General features: G+C 61.3%; 11 protein-coding genes. 9 read left to right on the forward strand and 2 right to left on the reverse strand.

Annotated elements, in window-relative coordinates:
* Positions 1 to 393, reverse strand: coding sequence for a DUF2382 domain-containing protein (locus tag E2K76_RS19520; protein WP_136686111.1), 393 nt, complete (start codon positions 391 to 393; stop codon positions 1 to 3).
* 818 nt (positions 394 to 1,211) lie between these two features.
* Here E2K76_RS19520 and E2K76_RS19525 point away from each other — a divergent pair.
* The 7 genes from E2K76_RS19525 to E2K76_RS19555 are packed head-to-tail and all read left to right on the forward strand — an operon-like array spanning position 1,212 to position 9,262.
* Positions 1,212 to 2,777: an ABC transporter substrate-binding protein gene (locus E2K76_RS19525; RefSeq protein ID WP_136686112.1), complete on the forward strand. Its 1,566-nt coding sequence runs from the start codon at positions 1,212 to 1,214 to the stop codon at positions 2,775 to 2,777.
* Between the two features lie 29 nt (positions 2,778 to 2,806).
* Positions 2,807 to 3,772: an ABC transporter permease gene (locus tag E2K76_RS19530; RefSeq protein ID WP_136686113.1), complete on the forward strand. Its 966-nt coding sequence runs from the start codon at positions 2,807 to 2,809 to the stop codon at positions 3,770 to 3,772.
* Positions 3,773 to 3,781: 9 nt separating this feature from the next.
* Positions 3,782 to 4,693 (forward strand): ABC transporter permease, encoded by a 912-nt coding sequence (locus E2K76_RS19535; RefSeq protein ID WP_136686114.1) that lies wholly within the window; start codon positions 3,782 to 3,784, stop codon positions 4,691 to 4,693.
* A 4-nt stretch (positions 4,694 to 4,697) separates the two neighbouring features.
* The gene (locus E2K76_RS19540) at positions 4,698 to 5,885 is read left to right on the forward strand and encodes an amidohydrolase family protein (protein WP_136686115.1); all 1,188 of its coding nucleotides are present in this window, start codon (positions 4,698 to 4,700) and stop codon (positions 5,883 to 5,885) included.
* Positions 5,882 to 7,351, forward strand: coding sequence for an amidohydrolase family protein (locus E2K76_RS19545; RefSeq protein WP_136686116.1), 1,470 nt, complete (start codon positions 5,882 to 5,884; stop codon positions 7,349 to 7,351). The genes E2K76_RS19540 and E2K76_RS19545 overlap by 4 nt, the downstream gene beginning before the upstream one ends.
* Positions 7,344 to 8,321: an ABC transporter ATP-binding protein gene (locus tag E2K76_RS19550; RefSeq protein WP_136686117.1), complete on the forward strand. Its 978-nt coding sequence runs from the start codon at positions 7,344 to 7,346 to the stop codon at positions 8,319 to 8,321. The genes E2K76_RS19545 and E2K76_RS19550 overlap by 8 nt, the downstream gene beginning before the upstream one ends.
* Positions 8,318 to 9,262, forward strand: a complete 945-nt coding sequence (locus tag E2K76_RS19555; protein ID WP_136686118.1) for an ABC transporter ATP-binding protein — start codon at positions 8,318 to 8,320, stop codon at positions 9,260 to 9,262. Before E2K76_RS19550 ends, E2K76_RS19555 begins: the two co-directional genes overlap by 4 nt.
* 1 nt (position 9,263) lies before the next feature.
* Here E2K76_RS19555 and E2K76_RS19560 read toward each other — a convergent pair whose 3' ends face one another.
* Positions 9,264 to 9,941, reverse strand: coding sequence for a GntR family transcriptional regulator (locus E2K76_RS19560; RefSeq protein ID WP_136686119.1), 678 nt, complete (start codon positions 9,939 to 9,941; stop codon positions 9,264 to 9,266).
* A gap of 140 nt (positions 9,942 to 10,081) precedes the next feature.
* On the opposite strand from E2K76_RS19560, the gene E2K76_RS19565 reads away from it, so the two are divergent.
* The gene (locus tag E2K76_RS19565; RefSeq protein ID WP_136686120.1) at positions 10,082 to 10,699 is read left to right on the forward strand and encodes a flavin reductase family protein; all 618 of its coding nucleotides are present in this window, start codon (positions 10,082 to 10,084) and stop codon (positions 10,697 to 10,699) included.
* A gap of 3 nt (positions 10,700 to 10,702) precedes the next feature.
* Complete coding sequence (locus tag E2K76_RS19570; RefSeq protein WP_136686121.1) at positions 10,703 to 11,422, forward strand: aspartate/glutamate racemase family protein; 720 nt, start codon at positions 10,703 to 10,705, stop codon at positions 11,420 to 11,422.
* The last annotated feature ends 68 nt before the right edge of the window (positions 11,423 to 11,490 follow it).

Consider the following 11,490-nt stretch of genomic DNA (forward strand, 5'->3'; position numbering starts at 1 on the left):
TCATAGCTCATCTTGGTCATCCTTGTGCTTGATGGAGCTTTCGCCATCCCGGTCTTTGATCGAGCTGCGCTCGATGCGGACGGTTTGACGCCTTAGCGTGACGGGGATTTCGTCCGTCTCCGTGCGGTGGACGCGGCGAACATGGATTTCTTCTCGAAGATACAATTCCCGCGTCACCACCACGCGCTCTTCCACGACCGGAATGATCGTCACATCCCCCTCGACCCTGACCTCCGGTGCGGCGTCGATCCTTCGACCNTCGACAGGCACGACCTCGTTGACGGTCTCTGTCTCCGTCGAAACACGAACCCGCCCGGACAGGCGGGCTTGCTTGGTCAATTCAGCGCGTTCCTCGATGAGAGGTAAAACTTTGGGTTTGGGCGGTTCGGACATGGCATCCTACGTTGGAAAAGCCGTGATGAACCTACGATTGTGGAAGACGTTCCGGCGTCCAAAATCGCGGCAATATTCTAGGCAAGGTTTCGCCGCACGCGCATTCGCTGCACTCGAAACGAACGTCGCCTTTGGGCTCCGAACGACAATCGTGGGACATTGACGACATTCTCTGCGATGCAAAATCGTGTTAGCGACCGCGGCGTAATCGGCATAAGGGACGGAAAGCGACCTGACGGCAGTGCAGTGTGGCGGTTACAGCAATGTAGAAAAGCGGACGTTCATACGTCTTGAGGTGATCATCCCTGCTCCAAACCCTCATGGTGCCCCGCCGCAGCGTCCAAGCCTATCTGCGTTACCTCCACGAAACCCCTATGCGACAGGTGCAAAGACGCATCATAAGTCTTTCAATCACCACTCTTGAAGGGTGTGAGTATACTGCGAATGCGGCAAGCATCATGCTGTTCGCTAACTAGGACAAGATGTAACCGCATGTATGATATCAGACCATATCACGCGAAATGATGGCCCTTTGACGGCGTAATCAGCCGCGATGCATACCGCTGACAGCTTGCCTTAGAAGCCTGACCTATGCTGGTGGCGAGTGGCCTATCAGAACAAGACACGCATTCTCAAACTCCGTCTAAGCCGCATTTCCCGGCAATGCCGTCAATACCTGCCCAAATTTAATGCAGTAATGATAGACTAATCTTGCATGCAAAAATTGTCGACAAAATCATTGACATGCAAACGTTACGCGCCAAGGATGAGGCATCCCGTTGGACGGCATCTTCACCTTGTTCAGGATTCCTCGCACCATGAAAACGCTTCGCTCCACCTTGCTTGCCTGCACCGCCTTACTCGCCATGGGCACAGCCGCCGGGGCGGAGACGCTTCGTTGGGCGGGGCAGCGCGACATCTTCTCGCTTGACCCTTACTCCTATGGCTCGACATCCAACCTCGCGTTCCTGAACCATATTTACGAAGGTCTTGTGCGCTATACGCCCGAGTTCGAAGTCGTTCCCGCACTGGCGACGGAGTGGGAGCTGATCGACAACAAGGTCTGGCGTTTCAAATTGCGCCAAGGCGTCGCGTTCCACGATGGATCGGAGTTCAACGCCGACGATGTGATTGCCTCAATGGCGCGGGTCAGTGATCCGACCTCGCCCCTTCGCGGCAACATCCCACTTTTCGTTGGCGCGAAAAAGGTCGACGATTTTACCGTGGATCTTGAAGTATCGGCTCCAAACCCGCTGTTCCTGAACGATATGACCAACATCTTCATGTTCGATGGGCAATGGCTTGTCGACAATAACAGTGAAAAGCCGACCGATGTTGGCGGACAAGTCGAAGGTTATACCACCTACAACACCAATGGCACCGGTCCTTTCATGCTGGACAGCCGCGTGCCTGACAGCAAGACCGTTCTGGTCGTCAATGATGGTTGGTGGGACGAGAAGCAGCACAATATCGACCGGATCGAGTTCACGCCTATCTCCTCGGCAGCAACGCGTGTCGCAGCCCTGCTGTCGGGCGAGATCGACCTGATCGACGCCGCCCCGATTCAGGATCTGGCTCGACTGGAGGCATCGCCGGGTATCAAGGTCGACAAACGCTCGGACCTGCGCACGATCTCCATCGCGTTCAACCGCAAGGAAAAGCTGGCGGATGGCCGTGACAACCCGTTCAATGACATCCGCGTGCGTCAAGCCTTCGACCATGCCATCGACCGCGACCTGCTGCACCGCCGTGTCATGCGCGGACTGTCGCATCCCGCCGGGACGCTGGTTGCGCCGGAAATCCCCGGTTACAGCGCGGAGCTGGATACCCCGACCGAATACGATCCCGAACTGTCGCAAAAGCTTCTGGCCGAAGCTGGCCAGACGGGTCTTTCCTTCACCTATCTGTGCATGAACGATGAAAGCGTGAACGAAGAAGACGTCTGCTCCGCCATGGTCAACATGCTGTCGCGGGCTGGATTCAAACCGGTTCTGGACATCGCACCCCGTGCCGTTCAGGCACCGAAACGCTCCAGCGGCAACTCCGACGTCTATATGCTTGGCTGGGCGAACGAGCCGACGCTGGACGCCTATTCCATGTTGGTGCAGGTGCTTTCGACCCGCGACGGGGCGGCCGGGGTCGCGAACTATGGCGGCTGGTCCTACCCTGCGCTGGACCAAATGGTAACCGCAGCAGCGAACGAACTGGACCGCGACAAACGTCTTGCGATCGAGACCGAGGCCCTGAAACTGGCCAAGGAAGAGGTCATCATGATCCCGCTGCACCAGCAGCCGATGGCATGGGCCATGACGGACAAGATCGAGGACGTGACCATCCGCGCCGACAACAAGCCGCGCCATTGGCTGACCCGTCTGGCCGACTGATCTTCGAAGGCACCGATAAAGGCACCGACATGCTGGTTTTCATCATAAAGCGCATCGCGAACGCAGCCATGGTCATGCTGGCCGTCGCGCTGCTGGCTTTCCTGATCTTCCGGCTTGCCGGTGACCCGGTGGAGCTGATGGCGAACGAACAGATGAGCCAGGCCGACCGCGACAACCTGCGCGAAAAGCTTGGCCTCAACGACAACTTTGCCACCCAATACGCCCGTTTCGTCGTCAACGCGGCGCAGGGTAACTTCGGTATCTCCTACCGCAACAACCAAGAGGTGCTTGGCCTTATTGCCGAGCGCTTCCCCGCCACGATGGAACTTGTTCTGGTGGCTACCTTCATCTCGCTTGTAGTCGGCATCCCGATGGGCGTCATCACCGCAATCCAGCGCGGCAAATGGTATACGGAGTCGCTGCAATTCCTGTCGATCATCGGGGTGTCGCTGCCAAGTTTCGTTGTGGGCATCCTGCTGATCCTTGTGTTCTCGGTATCGCTGGGCTGGGCGCCGGCCTTCGGTCGCGGCGATGTGGTGGATTTCGGATGGTGGTCCACGGGGCTGCTGACCTCATCGGGGCGGGCGGCGCTTATCCTTCCGGCCATCGCGCTGTCGCTTTACCAGATCACGCTTATCATGCGGCTGGTGCGGGCCGAGATGCTGGAGGTCCTGCGTTCGGACTTCGTGAAATTTGCCCGCGCCCGCGGAATCCCGCGCTGGCGCATCCATTTCCGCCACGCGCTCCGCAACTGCCTGATGCCGGTGGTCACGATGACCGCGATGAACATCGGCGCGCTGATCGCTTTCGCTCTGATCACCGAGACGGTCTTCCAATGGCCGGGCATGGGGATGCTGTTCATTCAGGCCGTGACCTTCATCGATATTCCAGTGATGGCGGCGTATCTGTGCATCGTGTCGTTCATCTTCGTGTTCCTGAACACGCTGGTCGATATCGCCTATGCGGTCATCGATCCGCGCCTGCGCGCCCGATAAGGAGCCGCCATGATCTCCCTTTCCCTGATCCGCAAAAGCGACCTGTGGTATTCGTTCACGCGGTCCAGATCTGCGATGGTCGCGGCCATTGTGCTGGCGATGCTCATCCTTACGGCGATCTTCGCTCCGCTGATCGCGCCGCAGAACCCTTACGACCCGGCGCAGCTGGATATGTGGAAGTCCGAACTTCCTCCCATTTGGGACCAGTTGGGCGAGTGGCCCTATGTGCTTGGCACCGACACCCAAGGGCGCGACATGCTGTCTGCGATCCTTTACGGCACGCGGATTTCGGTGGTGATCGGCATTGCCTCGGTCGCGCTGTCGCTGTTGGTCGGGCTGTCGCTGGGGCTGGTTGCCGGATACTTCGGCGGCGTCGTGGACAACCTGCTGATGCGGTTCGGCGATGTGCTTCTGTCGATCCCGACGATCCTGATCGCGATCCTCGTGTCCACCGTGGTACGCCAGATGCTGCCGCCGGAGTTGCGCGATGTCGGATCGTCCGCCGTGCTGGTGCTGGCGATCACGCTGTCGGGCTGGGTGCAATATGCCCGCACCGTCCGCGCGCAGACCATTGTCGAACGCAGCAAGGAATATGTGCAGGCCGCGCGGCTTCTTCGCGTCCCCGCCCGGCGCATCATGGTCCGCCACATCCTGCCAAACACGCTGACCCCGATCATGGTCGCGGCAACGCTGAACTTCGGCATGGCCATCCTGACCGAGGCGACGCTGTCGTTTCTTGGCATCGGTATGCCTCCGGGGCAGCCCTCGCTCGGGACTCTTATCCGTATTGGAAACCAGTTCCTGTTCTCGGGCCTGTGGTGGATCGTGCTGTTCCCCGTGCTGCAACTTTGCCTGCTTGTCGTATCGGTCAACCTTCTGGGCGACTGGTTGCGCGACGCCCTGAACCCGAAACTGAGGTAAGCCGATGTCCGATCTGATTCTTCGCAACGTCCGCCCGATGGGTGGCAAGCCTTGCGACATGTTAATCCGCGACGGCAAAATCGCAGGCTACGATCAGGACGCAGCGGGTCTTCCGGTCGAGGATGGCAAAGGGGCCATCGTCATCCCTGGCCTGATCGACGCGCATACCCATCTGGACAAGACGGTCTGGGGACTGCCCTGGCACGAGAATACCAAGCCTGCCATCCTGCGCGGCCGTATCGACTTCGAGCGTGAGAACCGCACGAAGATCGGCATCGACCCGCATCGCCAATCCATGCGCCACGCCATCTGCCTTGCCGCACATGGCGCGACCCATATCCGCAGCCACGTGGATATCGACACAACCCACGGCCTATCGCTGGCCGAAGGCGTTTGGGAAACGCGCGAGAAACTGCGCGGCGTCATAGATATCGAGCTTGTAGCCTTCCCTCAATCAGGCCTGATGGTCATGCCCGGCACGCTGGAGCTGTTGAACGAGGCGCTGCGTCAGGGCTGCGAAGTCCTTGGCGGGATCGACCCCTGCGGCATCGATCGCGATCCGAAGGGCCAGTTGGATGCCTTGTTCGCGCTTGCCGTGAAACACGGCAAGCCCATCGACATCCACCTGCACGAACAGGGCGATCTGGGCGCCTTCACGATGGAGCTTATTTTCGAGCGTATCCGTGCCAACGGAATGCAGGGCAAGGTCGCGATCAGCCACGCCTTTGCGCTTGGCATGAACGACTACCTGCGCGTGGGTCGGTTGATCGACGAGATCGCGGCGCTGGACGTGGCGATCCTGACCACGGGCGCGCCTTCGGCTGCGGTGCCGTCCGTGATGCGGCTGAAGGAGGCTGGCGTGCGCGTCGGCGCAGGCTGTGACGGTATCCGCGACACCTGGGGGCCGTGGGGCCAGCCCGACATGATCGACCGTGCCAAGATCATCGGCATGAAGAACGGTCTGCGTCAGGACAGCGAGTTGGAGCATGTCCTGCATATCGTATCGCAAGGCGGCGCAGACGTGATGCGGCTGGACGGCTACGGGTTGAAGGTGGGCGACAATGCCGACCTCACCCTGCTGACGGGCGAGACGCTGGCTCATTCCGTAGTCGATGTCGCGCCCCGCCCGCTGGTGGTGAAGGGCGGTCGCGTGACAGCGCGGCAGGGCGTTTGCGTGGTGGACATGCCATGATCCTCGGACAACGCCCCGATGGACGAACCCTGCTGACCGCAGATTGGGTGCTGGGCCACCGCGACGGCTCTCACCGCCTGCTGCCCAAGGGGCAGGTCGTGATCGAGGGCGGAGCCGTCATCTTCACCGGCCACAACTTCGACGGAGAGGTTGCAAGGCGCATCGACTATGGCACGTCCCTGATCAGCCCCGGCCTGATCGACCTTGATGCGCTGTCGGATCTGGACACCACGATCCTTGGCATCGACCATCATCCCGGCTGGGCCAAGGGTCGCGTCTGGCCCCGCAGCTATGTCGATAGCGGCCCATATGAGATGTATTCCCCCGAGGAGCTGTGCTTTCAAAAGCGCTTCGCCTTCGGGCAGCTTTTGCTGAACGGGATCACGACCGCCGCGCCCATCGCATCGTTGTTCTATCGCGAATGGGCCGAAACCGTCGCCGAATTCGCCGCTGCCTCCGACGCGGCGGGGGAGATGGGGCTGCGCGTCTACCTCTCGCCCGCCTATCGCGCGGGCGGGATGGTGCTGGAGGCTCCGGGCCGCATGGTTCCGGTGTTCGACGAGGAGCGCGGCTTCAAGGGCCTGCAGGACGCCATCGCTTTCATCGAGGCACATCACGGCCGCCATGGCGATCTGGTGCGCGGTATGCTGGCCCCGGACCGGGTGGAAACCTGCACCGAGCAGCTTCTGCGCGCCACCGACATCGCCGCGCGCGAGTTGGGCTGCAAGTTCCGCCTACACATGGCGCAGGGGCAGATGGAAGTAGAAACCGTCCGTGCCCTGCATGGCAAGACGGCCCCAGTTTGGCTCAACTCTCTGGGCCTGCTCAGCGACCGGCTCATTGCGCCACACGCCACCAACGCGACCGAACAGGACCTGAATCTTTATGCTGAACATGGTGTGTCGATCGTGCATTGCCCGCTGGTCTCCGCACGCGGAGGCAGCACGCTGAAGTCGTTCTCCTCGGTTCGCGCCAAGGGGATCAACATCGCGATGGGCACGGATACGACGCCGCCCGACATGCTGATGAACCTGCTGGTCGGGCTGATCGCCTGCCGGATCAACGATGGTGCGCCGGATCGCGTCACCTCGGCGCATCTGTTCGATGCGGCGACACTGGGCGGCGCGAAGGCACTTGGCCGCGACGATCTGGGCCGCTTGCAGGCTGGCGCGCGCGCCGACATCGCGGTCTTTGCGCTGGACGATCTGCACATGGCCCCGTCCATCGATCCGATCACGACGCTTGTCACAGGCGGATCGGGCAAGGTCACGCGGGCGGTATTCGTAGACGGTCGCCTGTCGATGCAGGACGGGCAGGTCGCGGGTATCAACATGGGCGCCGCGCGGGCGCAGGCGCAGGCGCAATACGATCGCTTGATCGCAAAATACCCCGAACGGAGTTGGGCGAACCCGCCCGTATCCGAGATCTTCCCGCCCAGCTACCCCGTGGAGACTTCCGATGCATGACAAACCTGTACTAGAGGTTCGTGATCTTCAAGTCGATTTCCCCGGACGGCACGGCACAGTCACTGCTCTTTCGAATGTAAGCCTGTCTATCGCAGCGGGGGAAATCCTTGGCGTGGTGGGTGAATCGGGCGCGGGCAAATCCATGACCGGCGCGGCCATCCTGGGCCTGCTGGAGCGTCCCGGCCATATCGCGGCGGGAGAGATCCTTCTGGACGGTCGCCGCATCGACAACCTTCCCGACCACCAGATGGAAAAGGTGCGGGGGCGCGAGATCGGGGCGATCTTCCAGGACCCTCTGACCTCTCTCAACCCGCTGTTTTCGGTAGGCGCGCAGCTGTCGGAGACGATCCGCCAACACCTGCCAATGACGAAATCCCAAGCTCGCGTCCGCGCGGTCGAGCTGCTGGCAGAGGTCGGCATCCCCGCGCCAAGCGAACGCGTCAACCACTTCCCGCACCAGTTTTCCGGTGGAATGCGCCAGCGCGTGGTCATCGCGCTTGCCCTTGCGGCACGGCCGAAGCTTATCATCGCGGATGAGCCGACGACCGCGCTGGACGTGTCGATCCAGGCCCAGATCACCGCCCTTTTGCGCCGTCTTTGCAAGGAAAACGGCACGGCGGTGATGCTGGTCACGCACGATATGGGCGTCATCGCCGAAACCGCGGACCGCGTGGCCGTGATGTATGCGGGACGGTTGATCGAGATCGGGGCCGTGGATCAGGTCCTGCGGGCGCCCAGCCATCCATACACTCGCGGGCTCATGGCCTCGATCCCCGCGCTTGGGGCGCGGGTCGAACGGTTAAACCAGATCGACGGGTCGATGCCGCGTCTTGACGCGATCCCTCCCGGCTGCGCCTTCAACCCGCGCTGCCTGTCCTCCGGTCCGCGCTGCCGGATGGAACGTCCCGACCTTGTCCCCACCGCCCACAGCACCAGCGCCTGCTGGTTGCACGCCGGAGGCACCGCATGACCGCCCTGACCGTCACCCACCTGTCGCGCACCTTTGACGTATCCGCAAGTTGGCTGAACCGCGTCGTCGAACGCAAACCGCGCCAGTTTCTGCAAGCGGTGAACGACATCAGCTTCACCGTTCCCCTTGGCGGCTGTCTTAGCCTTGTCGGTGAAAGCGGTTGCGGCAAATCCACGGTGGCGCGGCTGGTTACGGGGCTTTATCCGCCGACCAAGGGCGATCTGCGCTTCGCCCCCGGCAAGAAAGGCGACGCGCTGTCGGCGCAGATGATCTTTCAGGACCCCTACGCATCGCTGAACCCGCGGTGGCGGGTAAAGAACATCATCGCCGAACCTCTGCGCGAGTTGAAACTGCGCGACACCAAAGCCGAGGTGACCGAACGGGTGGAAGAGCTGCTGCGCATCGTCGGCCTTTCCCCCACCGACGGCGCGAAATTCCCGCACGAGTTTTCCGGCGGCCAGCGTCAACGTATCTCCATCGCGCGCGCCTTGGCGTCGGAGCCGGAGTTTCTGGTCTGCGACGAACCGACCTCGGCGCTGGATGTATCGGTGCAGGCGCAGATCCTGAACCTGATGCGGCGGTTGCAGGACGAACTGGGCCTGACCTACCTGTTCATCAGCCATGATCTGAGCGTGGTGCGCCATATGTCGAACCGCATCGCCGTCATGTATCTGGGCCGCATCGTCGAGGAAGCGGACACGGAAACCCTGTTCGCGGACCCCAAGCACCCCTATACCAAGCTGCTTTTGCAAACGATCCCCGACATCGCGAATCCGCATCGTGATCGCGAGGTTGCTGCGGGCGAGGTGCCGAGCCCGTTGAACCCGCCCAAGGGATGCACTTTCCATCCGCGCTGCCCGATGGCCATGGCATGCTGTTCGATCGAGATACCGCAGATGCGAGAGATCGGCGGCACACGCGTCGCATGCCATGCGGTCTGAGCTACATGAGTGCTGCGCGCAGGTCGCGCGGCACTTCGCGCGTGCCGCTCAGATCGAGTTCCGATTCAACATGTTGCAGGTGATGCAGCATAAGGGCGACGGCCTTGGATGCATCGCCCGCCGCGATGGCGACCACCAATGCATCATGTTCGTCTGGCCCGCAGTTATGGCGGTCCGCCACCCGATAGATTGCGGTAATCAGCGTGGTGCGCGTGATCAGGTCGCGCATGATGCCGAACAGAAAGTCGGACTGCACAATCTCGGCCAGCAGCAGATGGAAACCGCCGGACAGCTTGATGCAGGCAGTCGTGTTGCCCTCGTCAGCCGCCTTGCGTTCAAGGATCACATGCGCACGAAGACGCGCTACGTCCTTCTTTGCGATGCGCTGGCACAGACGTTCCACGATGCTTTGTTCGATGGTGCGGCGCACGAAGAATACATCGCGCGCCTCCTCGACCGAAGGTTCGGAAACGAATGCGCCGCGATTGGGAATGATCTTGACCAACCCATCGCGCTGCAGCACGGCCAGCGCTTGTCGCACACGGGCCCGGCTGACGTCGAAGATCTCGGCCATCTGGCCTTCCTTCAACTGGACGCCAGGACGCAGCCGACGCTCGGCGATCGAAAGCCAGACACGTTCCGCAATTTCCTGCGTGATTGCGGCCGCACTTTCCGACATGATCCACCTCTTGAATATCAAGGCCATAGTTGCGAAGCGGGCCGTAAAAAGTCAACCAATTTAGCAGCCTAAAGCTCTCTATATTGTAGACAATATTGTCAGTAATCTATAGACAACGCGTGCATCCCAGAGGCTCCCCCATGGAATTCGACTTCACCGCCATCGACCAGTTTGACCGATACCGGCTTCTGACCAATTTCATCGGCCCGCGCCCCATCGCATTGGTCACCACCCGGTCCAAAGCAGGTCATAACAACGCGGCCCCGATGAGCTTTTTCAACGTCTTCTCGCATGATCCGGCCATCGTCGTGCTGGGCATCCAGACCCGCCCTAACGGAGAGGAGAAAGACACGGTGCGCAACATCCGCCGCACGAACGAGTTCACCGTGAGCATGGTGGATATGGCTATTTCGCAGCAGATGCTGGTTTGCGGCCTTGGCTTTGATGCCGAGGTGGACGAAATGGCCAAGGCTGGTCTCACTCCCGCGCCGGGAAGGCAAATCGACGCTAGCTATGCCGCCGAGTCCCCCTGCGCTATGGAATGCCGGGTGGAGCGCTTGATCGAATACCCCCGCCGCGTGCTGGTTCTGGGCGAGGTCGTGCACATGCACGTGCGCCGCGACTGTCTGGACGGGACGGGCCGCTATGTCGATCCCGACGTCTACCAGCCCATCGCGCGGCTTCACGCGGACAATTACATCACATCGGATCGGCAATTCGTCTTGACGGTACCGCCGATCGAAAGCTTCGCGGAATAGACGATGCATATCCTTCTGATAAACCCGAACTCCACCAGATCAATGACCGATCAAGCGCATCGCAGTGGCCTGCGCGCCGCGAGCCCGGGCACCACCATCTCGGCGATCAACCCGACTTCTACGCCGCTGAGCATCGAGGGCTTCGCGGATGAGGCGATGTCCGTGCCCGCCATGCTGGCCGAAATCCGCAAAGGCGAGGTGGCTGGCGTCAATGCCTATGTCATCGCCTGTTTCGACGATCCCGGCCTCGATGCCGCGCGCGAGGTGGCGACAGGTCCGGTGATCGGCATCTGTCAGGCGGCGGTGCAGGTCGCGATGACGATCGCCAAACGATTTACGATTATTACGACGCTGCCTCGCTCCGTTCCCGTGATCGAGGATCTGGTTGCGGGCTACGGTGCCTCGCATCATTGCCGCCGCGTGCGTTCCATCAACATGCCCGTTCTGGGCTTGGAGGAAGATCCCGCCCTGGCGGAATCCCTCTTGCTGAAAGAGATCGCCCTTGCCCGGCAGGAGGACCGCGCCGAAGCCATCATCCTCGGCTGCGCCGGAATGTCCGAGCTCTGCGACCGGCTGAGCCGCGACAGCGGACTGACGGTGATTGACGGGGTGACCGCCGCCGTCAGGATCGCCGAGGCGCTGGTCGGGGCGGGGTACGCTACTTCCAAGGCGAACGGCTATGCCTATCCGCGTGAAAAGATTGCGGTGCAGAAAGCGGGCTGATCCCACCTCTTTCCGGGTCAGGCAAACGACCGCTTCTAGGGTCAGGATGCATTGATTTCCGCTTCGCT

This window comes from Falsirhodobacter xinxiangensis (genome assembly GCF_004959935.1).
In the GTDB taxonomy this organism is placed as follows: Bacteria; Pseudomonadota; Alphaproteobacteria; order Rhodobacterales; family Rhodobacteraceae; genus Falsirhodobacter; species Falsirhodobacter xinxiangensis.

Bases quoted from the DNA above. Each gene is read 5' to 3' on its own strand.
- E2K76_RS19565 (WP_136686120.1), top strand. From the start codon at position 10,082: ATGGAATTCGACTTCACCGCCATCGACCAGTTTGACCGATACCGGCTT.
- E2K76_RS19550 (WP_136686117.1), top strand. From the start codon at position 7,344: ATGCATGACAAACCTGTACTAGAGGTTCGTGATCTTCAAGTCGATTTC.
- E2K76_RS19530 (WP_136686113.1), top strand. From the start codon at position 2,807: ATGCTGGTTTTCATCATAAAGCGCATCGCGAACGCAGCCATGGTCATG.
- E2K76_RS19525 (WP_136686112.1), top strand. From the start codon at position 1,212: ATGAAAACGCTTCGCTCCACCTTGCTTGCCTGCACCGCCTTACTCGCC.
- E2K76_RS19545 (WP_136686116.1), top strand. From the start codon at position 5,882: ATGATCCTCGGACAACGCCCCGATGGACGAACCCTGCTGACCGCAGAT.
- E2K76_RS19560 (WP_136686119.1), bottom strand. From the start codon at position 9,941: ATGTCGGAAAGTGCGGCCGCAATCACGCAGGAAATTGCGGAACGTGTC.
- E2K76_RS19535 (WP_136686114.1), top strand. From the start codon at position 3,782: ATGATCTCCCTTTCCCTGATCCGCAAAAGCGACCTGTGGTATTCGTTC.
- E2K76_RS19570 (WP_136686121.1), top strand. From the start codon at position 10,703: ATGCATATCCTTCTGATAAACCCGAACTCCACCAGATCAATGACCGAT.
- E2K76_RS19540 (WP_136686115.1), top strand. From the start codon at position 4,698: ATGTCCGATCTGATTCTTCGCAACGTCCGCCCGATGGGTGGCAAGCCT.
- E2K76_RS19555 (WP_136686118.1), top strand. From the start codon at position 8,318: ATGACCGCCCTGACCGTCACCCACCTGTCGCGCACCTTTGACGTATCC.